10 protein-coding genes and 4 pseudogenes are annotated in these 16,800 nt (G+C 59.7%); 8 read left to right on the top strand and 6 right to left on the bottom strand.

The window, feature by feature from the left end; translation table 11 throughout:
* Window positions 1-292 precede the first annotated feature (292 nt).
* Both BM222_RS24710 and BM222_RS24715 read right to left on the bottom strand, forming a co-directional pair.
* Window positions 293-2,173 (bottom strand): annotated as a pseudogene (locus BM222_RS24710) (ParB/RepB/Spo0J family partition protein); the annotation flags it as partial.
* A gap of 96 nt (window positions 2,174-2,269) precedes the next feature.
* Window positions 2,270-3,232: an ArdC family protein gene (locus tag BM222_RS24715; protein ID WP_092233502.1), complete on the bottom strand. Its 963-nt coding sequence runs from the start codon at window positions 3,230-3,232 to the stop codon at window positions 2,270-2,272.
* A gap of 1,584 nt (window positions 3,233-4,816) precedes the next feature.
* Between BM222_RS24715 and BM222_RS41260 the strand changes: the two genes are divergently transcribed.
* From BM222_RS41260 to BM222_RS24735, 4 genes are all read left to right on the top strand, one after another.
* Window positions 4,817-5,308, top strand: a complete 492-nt coding sequence (locus tag BM222_RS41260) for an RNA-dependent RNA polymerase family protein (RefSeq protein ID WP_177243436.1) — start codon at window positions 4,817-4,819, stop codon at window positions 5,306-5,308.
* Window positions 5,277-5,924, top strand: coding sequence for an HNH endonuclease (locus tag BM222_RS43070; RefSeq protein ID WP_349509870.1), 648 nt, complete (start codon window positions 5,277-5,279; stop codon window positions 5,922-5,924). Before BM222_RS41260 ends, BM222_RS43070 begins: the two co-directional genes overlap by 32 nt.
* Before the next feature lie 183 nt (window positions 5,925-6,107).
* A complete protein-coding gene (locus BM222_RS24730) occupies window positions 6,108-7,271 on the top strand; it encodes an IS110 family RNA-guided transposase (RefSeq protein WP_092233761.1) in 1,164 nt (387 codons plus the stop codon).
* A gap of 1,467 nt (window positions 7,272-8,738) precedes the next feature.
* Window positions 8,739-9,017 carry a hypothetical protein gene (locus tag BM222_RS24735; RefSeq protein WP_092233764.1) on the top strand — a complete coding sequence of 93 codons (279 nt, stop codon included), beginning with the start codon at window positions 8,739-8,741 and terminating at the stop codon, window positions 9,015-9,017.
* Window positions 9,018-9,042: 25 nt separating this feature from the next.
* Here the strand turns inward: BM222_RS24735 and BM222_RS24740 are convergent, their stop codons facing one another.
* Window positions 9,043-9,231: a DUF3606 domain-containing protein gene (locus BM222_RS24740; protein ID WP_092233510.1), complete on the bottom strand. Its 189-nt coding sequence runs from the start codon at window positions 9,229-9,231 to the stop codon at window positions 9,043-9,045.
* Between the two features lie 244 nt (window positions 9,232-9,475).
* On the opposite strand from BM222_RS24740, the pseudogene ligD reads away from it, so the two are divergent.
* A pseudogene (gene ligD / locus BM222_RS24745) lies at window positions 9,476-10,420 on the top strand (non-homologous end-joining DNA ligase).
* A gap of 74 nt (window positions 10,421-10,494) precedes the next feature.
* Here the strand turns inward: ligD and BM222_RS24750 are convergent.
* The 3 genes and pseudogenes from BM222_RS24750 to ku all read right to left on the bottom strand — a co-directional run bounded on the left by BM222_RS24750 (window position 10,495) and on the right by ku (window position 12,679).
* The gene (locus BM222_RS24750) at window positions 10,495-10,959 is read right to left on the bottom strand and encodes a metallophosphoesterase family protein (RefSeq protein WP_092233513.1); all 465 of its coding nucleotides are present in this window, start codon (window positions 10,957-10,959) and stop codon (window positions 10,495-10,497) included.
* Window positions 10,956-11,459, bottom strand: coding sequence for an NUDIX hydrolase (locus BM222_RS24755; protein ID WP_092233516.1), 504 nt, complete (start codon window positions 11,457-11,459; stop codon window positions 10,956-10,958). The genes BM222_RS24750 and BM222_RS24755 overlap by 4 nt, the downstream gene beginning before the upstream one ends.
* Before the next feature lie 286 nt (window positions 11,460-11,745).
* Window positions 11,746-12,679, bottom strand: a pseudogene (ku, locus tag BM222_RS24760) (non-homologous end joining protein Ku).
* Window positions 12,680-12,820: 141 nt separating this feature from the next.
* Here ku and BM222_RS24765 point away from each other — a divergent pair.
* The 3 genes and pseudogenes from BM222_RS24765 to BM222_RS24785 all read left to right on the top strand — a co-directional run bounded on the left by BM222_RS24765 (window position 12,821) and on the right by BM222_RS24785 (window position 16,680).
* The gene (locus BM222_RS24765) at window positions 12,821-13,216 is read left to right on the top strand and encodes a hypothetical protein (RefSeq protein WP_177243451.1); all 396 of its coding nucleotides are present in this window, start codon (window positions 12,821-12,823) and stop codon (window positions 13,214-13,216) included.
* 46 nt (window positions 13,217-13,262) lie between these two features.
* Window positions 13,263-13,535, top strand: a pseudogene (locus BM222_RS24770) (hypothetical protein); the annotation flags it as partial.
* Between the two features lie 484 nt (window positions 13,536-14,019).
* Window positions 14,020-16,680, top strand: coding sequence for a hypothetical protein (locus BM222_RS24785; RefSeq protein WP_177243438.1), 2,661 nt, complete (start codon window positions 14,020-14,022; stop codon window positions 16,678-16,680).
* Window positions 16,681-16,800 lie beyond the last annotated feature (120 nt).

Below are 16,800 nucleotides of genomic sequence, written 5' to 3' on the forward strand. Positions count from 1 at the left end.
CTGCACAATCGATGGCGCGTCCGTCAACGTGGTTCCCTCCCGGATAAGCTTTCCGGTCTCGTCCACCGCACATACCGCAACAGAATTCAGCGAAACATCGAGGCCGACGTAGATCATGGCTTCTCTCCTTTCCGGATGGAGTTGGTCTATGATCGTCAGCCAAAACGTGCCGCGCGGCAAATCGGTCAGGCGATCGGGACCGAATACCCCATCTCTTCCGTAAAGCGGTTGCGCTTCATGCTCTGGTCCTCATATGGGCCAGAGCGAACTTCAATCTGGATTAAGTCCAGGGGGCAAGGTCATCGCCCTTGGCCTCCCGTACGGCCTCCAGAATTCGCGGCTTGGTGACCCGGCCGAGATAGTTGTCGACGGATGGCTTCCACCCTGCTTGAACCATGTCGAGCCCGACCGCCCGCGCCAGCACATCAGCCTGGTCGAGGCGCGTGCGGACGCCGTGGGCTGACACGCGACGCCCTGATTGTAACGATTGGCCGGCTCATAGACGGCATTGACCGCAAATGACGCACAGTGGGCGAACAGCGATGCCTGCGCACCACCATGGAGAGCCGTCAGCGCATCCCAAAGATCGTTCTCGGTCTTCGGCAACCGTGCTTTCCAGGCCTCATGTCGCGCCTCGACGGCCTTGGCAGAGATGCTGTCCCTCAGCCCCGGAGCTTGGGCGGGAAAGTTCGGCGTGCGAAGGCCGATCTCAAGACAGCTCCCAGACGACGCGAACCGGTAAAAGGCCGTCAGCACGAAGTTATGCAGCACTGCCTGGAACGCGACCGCTGGATTTTCTGCCAATGCATCCCGCAATGCCAGCGTACGATGCGCCGTCAGCTCGCTGATCAGCCGATCCGGCAGAGGCTTGGCCGCGTCGTCGTCATCTTCTTCACCCGCGACCGCGATAACCGTGCGCTGGACGGAAGGGCCCTCTTCTTGACCTTCGGTCGACGACACATCGGCGCCCTGCCCGACATCAGGATCAGTTGCCGGCACCTCGTCCTCTGGACGGACATAGCCCCGGTCCACGGAGAGGCGTCCCTCGGAATCGATGCTGATGAAGACACCAGCTCGGGAAATCTCGGTCGGTTCGTAAAGCATCGGCCGGCTTTCGAATGCCGCCAGTGCAACTTCGATTTCGCCGAGACGCTGATCGACATCTTCGGGCAGCTCGTCGGCATCCTGATAATCGGTTTCAAGCCTGGCCCGCTCGGCATTCAGGGCATCGATGGTGGCCTGCTCCTCAGGCGAGAGATCGACAGGCTTTCCTTCGATTTCTCGTAGGCCTTGAGTGTGACCGTAGGAGAACTCTACGGCGACTGAGATCCACTTCCAGCCTTCGGCCGCAATCGTCTCAGCTTCTGTTTTGAGCTTTTCGGTTACGAGGCGGTCGAGCAACACGACGTCCTGGAGCCAACCGCCGTCGTCGTGCTCGAACAGATCCCGCAGAACGCCGCCACCCGCGTGTTGATAGCCATCGAGGCCGACAAATTGGGCCCGACGATCGGACCCGCGCACGGTGTTCTCGGTGAGCATGCGGCGGATCTGGTATGGCTCGTCATAACCGCAACGGCTGACGTTCTCCCAGACTTGCTCCTGGCGAGCGTGATCGATAGTGACTGAGAACGCCATGAGCTGCTCGAGCGTCATGCCATCTTCGGCATAGACGTCATGCAATTTCGGCGAGATTGACGCTAGGCGCAGGCGCTGCTTGACGATCGCCGGGTTCACGAAATGGCGCGCCGCAATGTCTTCTGCGCTCATGCCGAGGTCGCGGAGGATCTGGAAGGCCCGAAACTGGTCAAGCGGATGCAGGCCGACCCGCTCATCGTTCTCCGCCACGGAATCGTCCTCGGCGGTGCCCCCTTCGCGAACGACGCACGGCACCGCCTGCGCCTTCGGCATCCGCTTCTGTTTCACCAAGAGTTCGAGAGCGCGATAGCGCCTGCCGCCCGTCGGCACCTCGAACATGCCGGTCTCGTTGCCGTCTGCATCAACGATGGCGCGGACACTCAGACTTTGCAGAAGGGTACGTTGCGCGACGCTCTCGGCTAGCTGCTCGATCGAGACACCGGCCTTGACGCGGCGAACGTTCGACTGGCTGAGCACGAGCTTGTTGAAAGGGAGTGCGGGAAGGCGACAGCGTGATCTTTTGTACGGCTTTCGTCATTTTAGCTCTCCACGACGGGCGGCCGTGAGACTCTCTCTCGGCTTCCAACCCGTCGCGAATAGCCTCCCCTCCTCTCACTCTCGCACGGGCCAACCGTCACGCCGCCACGTGATCGGCGACAACCGAATCCAGCGACGTGGGCTCAATGGACTCGGGAATGAAGCCGAGCAAATAGTCCGCCGCCTTGCTGGCCTGCGAGGCGGCACGCACGATGGCCCGATTGTCTTCGCGCAGGACTTCAAGCCAGGAGCCGATATAGTCGGCATGGCGCACGGTCGGGACGATCCCGAGCGACGCGCAGCTGAACGCGGAGCTCAACTCGGCGACCAGTTCTTCGAAGGCATATTTCTTCGTTCCGTAGGATCCGCTCTGGTCGCGATTGAGACGCGAGGGATGCCCGGTCGCATGACCGAGTTCATGCAAGGCCGTACGGTGCCAGTTGATGGGTTCGAAATAGGCCTGTGGCGGCGGGACCTGAACGAAGTCTTCGGCTGTTGCATAGAACGCGCGATCTCCACCGATCCGAAACGGAATTCCGCTCGTCTTGATCAGAGTGTCGACCGTGGGTTCGATGAGCCCAGCCGGAGGTGGCGGCGCAGCGGTGGCAATGTCGTCAGGCAGTTCCGCGCACTGATCGATGTTGAAAACGGTGAATCGTTTGAGGAATGGAATTGCCTGAGCCTCTTCGCCGGTCTCGGCGGCGCGTCGTTTTTCGTCATTCGGCACGAAACGATCAGCGTAGACGACAGTGGTGCCGCGCTCTCCCATGCGAACGTGGCCGCCAACCGAGAGCGCCTGGCGAAAGGTCAGCCAACTTTGCCCGGTGAATCCCCGCTCGATTACGGCCCCCCAGAGAATGAGGATGTTTACGCCGCTGTATTGCCGGGTGGTCGACGCATTTTTCGGCATGGCCAGCGGCGCTTTCGCCGCGGCCGTACGCCAGGGCTGAACCCAGGGGACGCGTCCAGCCTCAAGCTCGGCAATGATCTTGTCGGTGATTTCGTTATAGAGGTTCGCGCGGTCCTGGCCGGCGCGCGCGCAAGCATTAGGGTTTGACATCGCGGGTCTCCGCGACGGGCGCCGCAAGCCTCTCTCGCAACTTGTAACCCGTCACGGAAAAACCCAGCCTGCACTCTTACTCTCAGCCTCTAGCGCCATCTATCTGGGCCGCCGGCCCGGTCAGGCGTGCGCCAGGGGCGCATCGCCTCAACGGAAAATGGCACCCGGAGGGCGTGAGCATAGCGACCCGAAGGGGCACGCGGGTCCCAGTGTAGCGACAAGACCGGTTCAATAGCGGCACCCGGGAACGGGGCAGTGATAGCGATCGCCGCAGGCGAGCCTCTTTCCCGAGTGCCCCCGGCGAGGAGCACCAAAGGCCTAGCGCGAGGGATCGAAGCCGCGAGCCGCGCGCCGTAGAGGCGTGGAGAAGAAGGGAGTGTTCGAAAGAACGGAGCCTGCTGGTTATGGCTCTTACTTGCCCGGCTTACCGGTGTCGGAAACGACTGAAACTCCGAAAGGGGAACGGGACCAGAGCATGCCGGGGAAACGTCTCGAAGTCGGGCCCCGCAGCCTGGTGGAGAGCACAGAGTAAGGTATGCCTGGTGACGGTTGCCAAAGGGCTGGCCGTAGCGAACGCGGCTTACACGCTATGCCACGCGGGGCGGATCGCACCTCCCAGTGCGAACTGCCACCAGTCCGCGTGGGACGACCACCGTCAGTGGATCAAGGAGACGAACGGGACACCTAAACATGCCGCAACTCCCCACGCACGTAACTACGGGATCGCCTACAGCAGGTTCTTTCGAGAACCTGTATGGTGACGGAGCCGTCATAGTACCCAAATGCCCGGCGTAATGGCCGGGGACAGCCGCCGCGAGGTGGACGATCATGCGTATAAGGCGGGCGACCGGACCGAAAGCGCCTCCGACCCGGGGGAAGGACGATGCCGCCAAAAACGGCATTTGCATGATGCGTAGAAGAGATTTTTCGACGGAGAGGTTCTGCTGATACAGGCCGCTACCATCCAGCGAAGAATTGAATCACTGTCGACTTTGTCGCGGTCGGGTAAGCGCGTAAATGGCCTTCATCGCCTGATGAGATCTCCGCATCTCTTCGAGCGGGCCTACGAAAAGGTCTCCAATAAGGGAGCCCTGACGCCCGGTGTAGATGGCAAGACTTTCGACGGCATGTCGCTGGAGAAGCTTGACGATATTGCCAGGCGGGTAGCACAGGGTACTTATCGCTTCCGGCCAGTCCGGCGGGTTTATATCCCGAAGGACAACGGCAAAACAGACCGCTGGGTATCCCACGGTGGAAGACCGGCTCGTCCAGGAGGCGGTCAGGATCTTGCTCGAAGCGATCTACGAACCTGTGTTCCTCGATGAGTCGCATGGGTTCCGCCCGGGCCGATCCTGCCATACCGCTCTCAAGACCATCAAGAAGACCTGGCAGGCTGCAAGTGGCTGGTCGAGTTGGCGTGCGTGGGTTCTTCGACAACATCGACCATGACATCCGGCTTGGGCTTCTAAAGAAGCGGATCGATGACGATAGGTTCATCGGCCTGATCGATGAATGCTCAAAGCAGGCTACATGGAACATTGGATCTACGGACGCACGTACAGTGGTACGCCATAGGGCGGCGTTGTGTCGCCCCTGCTCGCCAACATCTATCTGCATGAGCTCGATCAGCACATGCAGATAATGAAAGCGGACTTCGACAAAGGCCGCGTGCGGCGCCCATTCCCGCGCTATGCCGCGCTGGAACGGAGCGTGCTCCGTCTCCGCCGAAAAATTGAACGGCTCCGTGCCGACGTCGCGGATCAGGCCGAGATCGATGCTGCACTTGCAGAGATCAAAGCCGTCAACAAGGAGAGGCGGAAAGTGCCGTCCGTCGATCCGATGGACCCCAACTTCAAACGGCTCCGCTACTGCTGCTACGCCGACGACTTCCTCATCGGCGTGATCGGAAGCAAGCGGGAAGCGTGTGAGATCGCATCTCGACATACACATCCACGGGGCAGGACGGAAAACCAGCCGCACGGGACCGGATGGACGGACATGGCGCGTGGTACGCCGCCCGACCACCGACAATGTCAGCTTGCGAGTGCCGCGGAACGAAGTCACCAAGTTCTGTAAGCGACACGGCTATGGCGACCTCGCCAGGAAGACTGGCCGTCATCGCGCACAGTTCCTTGTTACCAGCGACGTCGCAACCGTCCTCGCCTATAACTCAGAGTTCCGTGGATTCGCGAACTACAATTCGTTGGCCGACGACAACAAGAGCGCCTTGGGACTGCTGGAGCTTGTCGTGTTCCGCAGTCCCGTGAAGACGCTGGCGATGCGACATCGGACGACGACAGCGAGAACCATGAGGCGTCTGTGGAATGGGACGGACTACGAGGTTAGCTCTGTAGTTCGTGGCAAGCTTCGCAGCATCAAACTGTGGAGACTGAAGCATCTCACTCAAACCTTCTGGCCGAGTCCTGTTGTGGACAACGTCACGGCAGGTGCGTGGTGGGTCAAAAACCCAAATGATCTGATCGATCGACTTAGCGCTCGCAGGTGCGAAGCGTGCGGCGGCACGAGCGGACCATTTGAGATGCATCACCTCCGCCGCGTAGGAGATCTGCAAAGCGTGCTGGCGGTTTGGAAACAGTCCGGTTGGCGGCGCAAGACCATTGTCCTGTGCCCGTCGTGCCGAACAACCGTTTCTGGTCGAAAGCATGCGCGTACGGAAAGCCGTGTGCGTTGAAAGGTGCCCGCACGGTTTGGAGGGGGGCGTAGGGATATCCTCGCGGCTCGGTTCACGAGAGATTCTATGAGTATTGTGCACCCTCACAGAAAGGAGCAATCGTCAGTGCACGCCGCTCAAGCAAGCGGTTGCAACTCACTACCAACCCAAACGATGAGTACGCATATCAAGGGAGGGATACACATGGCCCAGCTTGTGCCTCTGCCAGCCGATAGTCTTCCAACCAATTGTGCGAATGTTTATGTCGCCGTCGAGCTTAGCCGCTCAAATTGGATTGTCGCCGTTCATGCGCCGGCGCTTGGTGACAAGGTAAGCAGTCATCAGCTCGCCGGTGGCGACGTCGCGCATCTTCTATCAGTTATCGATCGAGTATGCCGGCAAGTTGCGCATACCGGGCACGCAGAGCCGATCGCTTATTGCTGCTATGAGGCTGGCTATGACGGATTTTGGTTGCACCGCTTGCTCCTCGCTCATGGCATTCGGAATTTCGTTCTCGATGCTGCAAGTCTTCTCGTTGATCGACGTGCAAAACGCGCCAAGACCGATCATCTCGATGCCCGTAGTTTGCTGCGGGCGTTGATCGGACTATCGCAAGGCGATACGTATGGCTGTCGAGCGGTTCGAGTCCCGACGGTTGATGAGGAAGATGCCCGGCGTTTGCATCGTGAACGGCAGCGCCTGGTCCGTGAGCGAACCGGTCACATCAACCGCATAAAAGCGCTCTTGTCGGCGCAAGGCATCCGAGCGCTCCGGATCACCGATAAAACTTGGCTCAATCGGCTTGGTCGGCTACGGACCGGGGACGGCCGTCCACTTCCAGCGCAGCTTCGCGCTGAGATCGCGCGGCAATGGCGACGGCTCATGCTGCTGGAAGAGATGCGGCGACAGGTGGAGGCCGAGCGTGATGGGCTATTGCGCGGCAACACAGGAGCAGACCAGAGCGTTGGGAACATCCAACGCTTAGCGAAGCTTAAAGGCATTGGACCTGAGTTCGCGACGATCTTTGCCCGCGAAGTTTTCTATCGACACTTTTCGAACCGGCGGCAGGTCGGCAGTTATCTTGGCCTCGCTCCGTGTCCGTACAATAGCGGATCCTCGCGGCGCGACCAAGGAATCAGCAAGGCTGGCAATCCTCGCGCGAGAACCGCCGCGATCGAGATGGCGTGGATGTGGCTTCGCTATCAGCCCAACAGCGCGCTGTCCCAGTGGTATCGCAACCGCGTTGGGACAATGGAGGGGCGGATCAGGCGCATCCTAATTGTCGGCCTTGCCAGGAAATTGGTGATCGCGCTTTGGCGCTATGTCAGCACGGGACTCGTCCCGACCGGCGCGATTATCGAGACCTGAGAAAAGCCAAAGCAGGAATCGGGCTGGTGCCCCTAGCCCGAATGCCGGGACGGATGTGTGACTGGGCAAACCGGGTTGGCTGTAAGATGCCTCACGAGAGATGAGTCCCATCCTCCTTGGAGCCCTCCTCCGATGAATGAGGGATTGTGGTTAGGGTAAACGGCCCGACCGGATATAAGTTGATGCGGTGGTTCAGCTGCATGCGATGACGGGCTCCAGCTCCGAGCATGAAAATGAAAATGCAAATATGATGGAGACGCTTTAGAACCGATGTGATTTTCCCCCGGGCTGTAGTTTCCGCGCCGTGCTCGCGCCGTCAAGACCGCTTCGCGCCGGCATCGCCGGTGGCCGATGGCCAGTCTTGACAGCGCTTGCGCGCGGCGCTTTGCACGCCCTCCGTTGGGATGAAAGGAGGTTTGTGATCAAACCAACGAGACTTGACAGAAACACTCTATAAGCCCGGTGCGGCTCTTGCCGCACGCGCCAAACCCTGAACGAACGGGATGCAGGCAAATGATACGAGAACCGCCCGGCATTTTCACAGGAGTCTCGCAATTGTGGAAGAGAGGCCTGTGGGCGGAGCGAAAGGGAAGACCGCTAGCGGGGCACAGCGAAAGAGGCACCAGCAGGAGAGTCAGCATAGCGCCGACGCGTAGCGGCGGGACTCGGACCGAGACCGGTTAAGAAGGCACCCGACCCGAAGGGCAGTGATAGCGAGGCCGGCATGCAATGACGGCGGGCCCGAGGGCGAGTGCCTCCGGCGAGCGACACAAGGCGGATTCATGTCTGCTTGGTATCAATTTTGCTTTTGTGATATCGTCTCACCCGTGCGCATGTCTATGCACGGCGTGGGCATGTTCACTGAGAGCCAATTCTTACAGAGGACGACATGGCCAAGAAAGCGAAGAAGGCAAAGAAGACGGCGAAGGCAGCCACAAAGAAGGTGGGAAAGAAGACTTCAAAGAAAAAGAAGTAGTCGTATCGGCTACTGATCTATTGCCGCTTCCGGGTCGCAACCCGGATGAAAAGCGAGACCTCCCAAAGGATATAACGCGTCCTTTGCAGCCGTTCGGTATCGCGGCACGCTGAGATAAGGCCGGACCTTTGTGCAGGTGGCTGCTGCATAAAGGTCCGGTTTTTCGTTTCTGTCCCGCTAGGGCGTGATCTGCTCGTGCGCGAGGGATCGCAGCCGCAGGGCCGGGACGCTCCGCGGCTCGGTTCAGGAGAGCCCGGTGCGTCGACAGCCGCACGCGCAAACGGACAAGGAGCACCACCTGAGCTCGGACGTCTGAAGTATCGGAAAAGCAGTTCTTCGTTCATTCTTGCCCGCCTTGGCACCTGGCCGGGCGGAAACTTCGGCCTTCGAAAAACACACGAGATCCCACAATCCGGAATCCCAGTCGTGTGTTAGCGATGGGGAACATCTGCGGGACTAAGCGATTCGTCTCAGCGTGGGAGAACCTTTCAATGCTGATGACCAGGCAGAGACGGCCAGTGATTCGCACCCTGCGGGGTTGGGCGATGAACGTGCTGAACGAAGCCGGCGCCATCCGCGAGTGCGAGGAGCACGGTTGGATGCAGGACCGCGCCGATCCGCATGCCCGAGAGCGGGCCTTCGATATCGCCCGTCGAGACCTGCCGGAAGGCGTATCCCGTCAAGCAGCGGAGGCCGCGCTTCGCGCCGTGCTGGACTCGATTGGTGATACCTGCCCACAATGCCCCTCTGTCGAGCAGGACCGGCGCTAACCCCCGACGTCGACACGTCTCCGACTCAGCGGCCCAGCCGTTTCTCCACACGCTTGCGCGAATTGGCGACCTTTTTGACTGCCTTTTTCACCGCCGATGCCGACTTTCGCGTCTTCTTCGCCTCGTACTGCACTTCGTCGTGCTGCCCGCCAGCCACCCGCGCCCGGTCCTGTTTTCGTCCGCGCGCCGTCTTGCTCTTCTTCGCTACCGCCATCGGTGCCTCCTGTTGTGACATCGAAGCAACGTTGCAAGGATTCGCAGGTTCCGGAACGATTTGAACTGTGCCAATTTGAATCGCTGTCGCGTGGAGTTCTTCAGTGGCGTTTCGCGCGTAAAAGGCCGGCGGCTATCGGCGTCAAGGCGCTTTTCCCCGGCTTCATCGGACCGGCCCCGGCCACCTTGAGCGATAAGGTGCCGTCCATGCATTACGCAACACGCTCCGAAGGAATGGCCCTTGAATGAGCCGGACGTCGACCCTGCCCAAGCGCCTACAGCCAATGCTCGCTACGCTCACCGACGCGCCGTTCGACGACCCGACTGGGTTTTCGAGGATAAATACGATGGCTTCCGGATGATCGCGGAAATCCGGCGGGGCAAGGTTTCGCTGTATAGCCGCAACGGCAAGATCATCAGCCGCAGCTATGTCGAGGTCGCCAAAGCGCTGGAGGGCGTGAAGCGACGCGGTGATCGATGGCGAGCTCGTCGCGATCGGAAAGGACGGCGTCTCGCATTTCCAGCTGCTTCAGAACGCGCTGCGCCATGAAGCAAAGCTCCTGTATTGCGCCTTCGATCTCATGTTTCAGGGCACAGCGGACCTGCGCAAACAGCCTCTGCTCGAGCGCAAGGAGCGGCTGAAAGCGATCCTGCCGAGCCACCGGTTGATCGCTTTCAGCCGCCACCGCAAAGCGAACGGCACGAAATTCTTCGCCGAGGCCGAGCGGAGGGGTCTGGAAGGCGTCATGGCGAAGCGCGCCGACAGCGTGTATGCGTCCGGAAGCCGGACGGCGGATTGGCTGAAGATCAAGACAGCAAAGCGGCAGGAAGTGGTGATCGCGGGCTTCACGGCGCCGAGGCGCACCAGGCCGTTCTTCGGCGCCCTGGTCCTCGCCGTGCGGGAAGACGACACATGGCGCTATATCGGACATGTCGGCACTGGCTTCAGCCACAAGGTCCTGGAAGACCTCGACGCCAAGCTCGTGAAGCTGACGACCCCGAAGTCACCCTTCCCTGCCAAAGTGAAGGACGAGGCCGCCACGACCTGGGTCAAGCCCTCGTTGGTTGCCGAGGTCAAATTTGCGGAGTGGACGAGCAAGGGCGAGCTGCGCCAGCCTGTCTACCTTGGGCTCAGGTCGGACAAGCGGGCGAAGGACGTCGTGCGTGAGCGAGAACCTCCGCGAAAATAGCGCTTCCCTCCGGGCGTAACCCGGCAAACGGAAGGATTGACGCACTCGCCTCCTCCGCGCTCCGCGGTGGGCACTCAGTCGCCTCCAAGGTCGTGGATTTCCGGCCGCATGCCGTCAGGCGTGAGTTCGAGCGTTGCAAGCGTGATCGGCAGCTTGAAACGCCGGGGTCCCGCGCTGCCGGGATTCAGATAGAGAACGCCACCGACCGTGTCGATCTTCGGCACGTGGGAATGCCCGGAGACGATGACATCGATGCCGGCGCCGGGATCGACCTTCAGCGTCTTCAGGTCGTGCAGAACGTAAATCGACTTACCCGCCAGGCGCACGAGTTTCGTGTCGGGGTAGTCGCGAGCCCACTCACCACCATCCACGTTTCCACGAATGGCCGTCACGGGCGCAATCCGGCGAAGCGCGTCGACGATTTCGGGGCGCCCGATGTCGCCGGCATGGATGATGTGATCGACGCCCGTCAGGCCTCGTTCCGCCTCGGGTCTCAACAGGCCGTGTGTGTCCGAAATAATTCCAATCCTGAACATCATTTCCCGGCGCTCTCAACTGCGATTGGCAAAAGACGATCGAGAAACTCTACCTGAGCGGACAGCATCTTGGTCCGCGCGAGCTCGATATCAAACCATTCCGCCCGATCGACTTCGGGAAAGCTCTGCCGTCGACCGCTTCGAGGCGGCCATTCGATATCGAAGGTATTGCTGGTCAGCACTGCCGGATCAAAGTGGCCCTCGCCGGCGAACGCGATGACGCGCTTCCCTCCTCGCTGTCGGACTTCCCCCAGCGCCTTGAGTGGGCCAATCGAAGCGCTTGGGCCGAGTTCTTCGGCAAATTCGCGTCGAGCGACGTTCTCCGGAGCATCATTGGCATCGATTTCGCCCTTTGGGATGGACCAGGCGCCATCATCCTTCTTGCGCCAGAACGGACCGCCGGGATGAACCAGCAGTACCTCGAGCCCACGAGCGCCCTTGCGGTATGCGAGAATGCCCGCGCTCAAGGTCGATCTCCTGGAAGTCTCTTTCACCGCAGCCATATCGCTCCTACTTTGCAGAGCAATCGAGCGCCGGCGAGCCGCCGCTCGGCATACCGGACCGCGCTCGCCGAGCGCCTGCTTAGCCTCGTCCACGGTCCTACCGCCGTTATTTCGGCCTCGCGGTCGCCAGCCTTCCTGGCGTCGCGCACCGCTCGCCGGGCCGCCATTAGACTGCCGACGAGATGATCTCGCGTTACCTCGTGGAGATTGGGATTTGCCATCCGCCAGAGCCTGTCGCGGACGACGAAGGAGTGGCCGTCCGGCGTCACCGGATGCTTCACGACACCTAAGCCGACTTCCGCTGCGGCTTGGCCGCCGGCTTCTTCGCCGAGGCCTCCTTCGCCGGCTTCTTGCCTGCGATCGGCATCAGCATTTCCTTCTGCCCGGCCGCCGCCTTGCGCGGCTTCTTTCCTGATTTCTTCGGCGCCTCTGTCGCGGCCGCCCCCTCTCTTCCGATGCTCTTGCGCAGCGCGTCCATCAGATCGACGACGTTCTCGCCTCGAGGGCGCGCTTTCGCGGTGATGGGTTTGCCAGCGCGCTTCTGATTGATGAGATCGATGAGGGCGGTTTCGTACTGGTCTTCGAACTTATCCGGCTCGAAATGGCCCGCCTTCTGATTGACGATGTGCTTGGCAAGGTCGAGCATGTCCTTGGTGACTTTGACATCCTGGATATCGTCGAAATATTCATCCGCAGCACGGACTTCGTAGGGATAGCGCAGCAACGTGCCCATCAGTCCCTTGTCGAGAGGCTCGAGCGCGATGATGTGCTCGCGATTGGTCAGCACCACGCGACCGATCGCAACCTTGTTCATTTCGCGGATGGTTTCCCGAATGACGGCGAAGGCATCGTGCCCGACTTTACCGTCGGGACGCAGGTAGTAGGGGCGAATAAGATATCGCGGATCGATCTCGCTGCGGTCGACGAACTCGTCGATCTCGATGGTTCGGGTCGATTCCAGCGCGACGTTCTCGAGCTCCTGCTTGGTCACTTCAATGAAGGTATCGGTGTCGACCTTGTAGCCCTTGACGATGTCCTCGTTTGTCGACCTCCTCGCCGGTGTCGGCGTCGACCTTGGCGTACTTGATCCGATGGCCGGTCTTTCGGTTCAGCTGGTTGAACGACACCTTTTCGGATTCCGAGGTGGCCGGATAGAGCGCGACCGGACAGGTGACGAGGGAAAGACGCAGGAAGCCTTTCCAGTTAGCGCGGGCGGCCATGCCGGGGGAACTCCGATACTGATACCGGATTCAAGACGAACGAACACGCTTGGTTCCGACATGGCGACCCCGTCCCACAGGAGGATTTTTCTCAGCGGCGGCCCGGTCGCACTCGACATCTTGTTATGTTCTAATTCAGGCATGACCGACCGACCCGCGAGCTGGCGCATGCCGACCCCGAAACAGTTGGAAAAATTGGCCGCTGAAGCGGACCGTAGACGAGCGCCGTCCGCTACGGGTCCGGATGCCCCCCTCCCGGCCGAATATTGGGAATCGGTGCTCAAAGATCCTCGCGCCGGCGCGACCGGGACCCATGCCCGAGAGCGACGCCTCTCGGAAATTAAGGCCCACGTGCTGCGCGTCTCCTGCCGCCGCTGCAAGCGGTCCGTAGAAATCCAGACCGCCGATGCCGTCCGCTTGTACGGCGCCAACGCAGTCTGGAACGACGTGGCGCAGCGGTTGCTCGACAACACCTGCCAGCAGCGCACCGGCAGGCATGAAGAAGACGGGTGCTGGCCCGCGTTCGAGACGCCGTAGTCGCTCTGCATTTGCCGATCCGATCTCGTTGCGCCTGGATGTGCGGATGGCCCCGAAGTATCTCCCTACGCCCCTATCGGGCGGCGATCGCAAGGCTCTGGCGAAAGAGCTCGGCAAAGCACGCGCGATGGCTAACATCCTGGCTACCCAATCGGCGGAGATGCGGGCCAAAGGCGAGGCAATGATCCAGCAAGCCGACAGGCTGCTGTGCGAAAGCTGGAACGAGCGGATGTGGAGTGACGGCTACCCGTGGATTGCATCTAAGACACCAAGAGCCCCTTCCCCCAGCAGCCTAGCGGATTACCGAAACCGGAAGCACAATTGACTGACAATACCCTCTGGGCCGAGTTACCTACTGTTCGAGGCAGCAACGACGATCCTGCCGTCCAAGCCGAATACAAGCTCAGCAGCTCAAACGCGATGAAGAGCCCGCAGAGGAGCTTCAGGAAGGGCGAGATGACCACCCGGGTATGTAGCGGATGATCGGCGCGACAATGTTTGACACGATCCCGTTCATGACTCGTCCGCCGGTACTGCGGCGCGCTGATCCTGAGCAGGCCGGGGTGGGGACGCCACCCGCGTGGGGAAGGGCCTCGTAGTTCCCAAAGTGTTACAACTCTGCGAAATGTTCGAAGCTGCCAGTAGGCGCGAAGAGCCCAGATCATGAGGAGACGCTGATCCCGAGCGATGTCGTTTCAGAGGTTGGCCGGTGCGACCCGTACGTGACCAGCGGCCCCGTCAGGCTCTCGAAAGTTTGCCCGACTACAGTGACTTGTTCGGATGATCCTGAAGGTGAGGTTAGCGTGGACCCGCAACACTTTAATGCATTTAATGTACCAGCTTCGTCGCACGTGCAGCACGCGGTCTCCGAAGCGCCGCAGAGGGACGAGGCCGTGCAATTTGAGCAGCACTTGGCCGAGGCAAGCCAAGCCGCTCCCGTCGCCATCAGGGACCCCGCCTATCCCAATCTGTCTACAGAAGACCAACACCTTATCGAGCGCGTGATCACTCAATATAAGGATCAGAAAAAGCCAACACCTGGAACGGTTAGACACTATACGCAGGTACTTCATAGACTGGTGAATGATCTTCGCACGCGCGGCCAAACGACCGATCTAGCGGACCATGAGTCCCTGCTCGAATACGCAAATACTTACTTTCCGAACGACTCAAATATTAAGGCGGGGCTGAGGGTTCTTGGTGCGTATCATGGCATTGACTCCAACTACCCCCGTCTGTCTCCGGAGGACCTGAGCCTTATCGATAGAATAATTACTCAATATGCGCCTCACAAAAACGTACTACCTGCAACGGCTACACAGTACTCTACGGCACTTCGTCGACTGGCGAATGACGTCCGCGCTCGCGGCCAAACAATCGATCTAGCGGACCACAAGTTCCTGCTCGATCACACAAATACTTACTTCCCGAAAGACGAATATATGAAGAGAGGGCTAAGCGTCCTTCTTGCATATTATGGCCGTGACCCCGCCTATCCCAATCTGTCTACAGAGGACCGAAACGTTATCGATCGCGTCATTACTCAATTTGCGGCTCGGAAAAACCCAAAACCTGAAACGGTTGAACGTTATACTCGAGCGCTTCGTCAACTCGCGAATGATTTCCGCGGTCGCGGCCAAACGACCGATTTAGCGGACCACAAGTCCCTGCTCGAATACGCAAATTCTTATTTTCCGAAAAACGGGCAGATGAGGTCAGTGGTAGGAGTCCTTCGTAAGTATTATGCCCCCGATGATAACGCCGCTCCTTCGAGAGCAGCGAAGAGACTGAGGACGCTGAACGATCTGGAAGAGATTGTGGTATACCGACAATCAAGTGCAAACGTCGCTTCAGAAGGAAGTAGCGCAGCGCCGCAGGTTGACTCAAGAGGCGTCATAATCCGGGGGCAGTCGGACAGGCGGCCTGTTTATTCCGAGGATGCTGCCGCCGTCTCGGAGCTTGAGCAGGCGCTCATCAAGGGCGGCATGACCTCCAGATGGGCAGGGCAGCTTGGAAGCAGCCTCGTTGGCTTTAGCCGCTGGCTGTTCGAAAACAACAGATCGAGCATTGTTGCTCGGCTGGACCGCGAGGCGCTGAGCGACGATGGTGCCATACTTAAGCACAAAGGAGGGAATAATACCATTCTCCTCAAAGCCCTGAAATATTTCCACACCTTTCGGACCACGGGAGTGGTCGTGCCCAAGCAACCCGGTCGCGCAAGCGCCAAGCTTAATGCTTCCGACCAGAACGTGGCGCTCAATCCCGAAAGCGCTGTGCAGATGGTACCGCGGCGCATCGACGACGCCGCTGCGCAGCACAGCGCGCCGCACGAAGCGAGTACTCGGCTAGAGGAGCTTGGGGAGGGACAGGACGGTCAACACGCCCCCTGGTCTCTCATTCAGGAGCAAACCGCATTGGATTCAGAGCAGCTCCCTCAGGGAGAGCTTCGGCGAGTGCTGGATCATCTGGATGATGAAGCCATGCCGCCGCCAGCCTCCCTGGCTTCAGAGGAGCTCCAGCGGCTGGTAAAACAGTTGCATAACGAACTTCACGGGCCTGGAGACAATGATCCTGCTCTTTCGTTTTCCATCGATCCGGAAGAGTTTACTTTGGACCGCGAGCTGTTCTCTCCAGAGGAGCTTCTGCGACCGCTTGATGACGAACCTGCAGAGGAGCTTCAGCGTCTGGAGAAACAGTTGCATGACGAGCTTCACGCGCTAGGAGCCAATCATCCAGCTCCGTCGGTCGATCCGGAAGAGTTTACTTTGGAGCTCGAACAGTTCTCTCCAGGGGAGCTTCGGCAACTACTTGATCACGAGCCGGCAGAGGAGATTCAGCAAAGGCGACATGATCAACTGGCCCCGTCAGCTTCCGCCCAAGCCGGATTGGATTCAGAGCAGCTCCCTCAGGGGGAACTTCGGCGACTACTGGATTATCTGGGTGATGAAGCCGTGCCGTCGGCAGTCTCCTTTGCTTTAGAGGAGTTGCAGCGAATAGAAAAACAGTTTCCCGACGAGCCAAGAGTCAATCATCCTGCTTTGTCGTTTCCGACTGATCCGGAAGACCTCACTTTAGATCGCGAACTGTTCTCTCCAGAGGAGCTCCTGCGACCGCTTTCCGACGAGCCAGCAGAGGAGCTTCAGGAAAGCCGAGATGATCAACCCGCGCCGTCGGCTTTCATGCAGGCGCAAGCCGCATCCCACTCAGAGCAGCTTCCTCAGGCGGCGCTTCGGCGAGTGCTGGATCATCTGGAGGATGAAGCTATGCCGTTGCCAGCCTCCGTCGCTTCGAATGAGCTTCAGCGTCTGGAAAAACAGTTGCGTGACGAGTTTCACGGACTTGGAGACAATCATCCTGCTCTGTCATTTTCTGTCGATCAGGAAGACCTAACTTTTGATCTCGAGCGGTTCTCTCCGGGGGAGCTTCGGCGACTACTTGATGAAGAGCCCGCAGAGGAGCTTTAGGAAAGGCGAAATGTCATCCATGTATGTAGCGAATGATCGGCGAGACATTACCGGACACGATCCCCTCGACCATTTGTCATTCGGCCTGCAATATTGACCCCTAAGCCGGGGGATCGGCGT

It is taken from the genome of Bradyrhizobium sp. Gha, assembly GCF_900113735.1.
GTDB lineage: Bacteria > Pseudomonadota > Alphaproteobacteria > Rhizobiales > Xanthobacteraceae > Bradyrhizobium.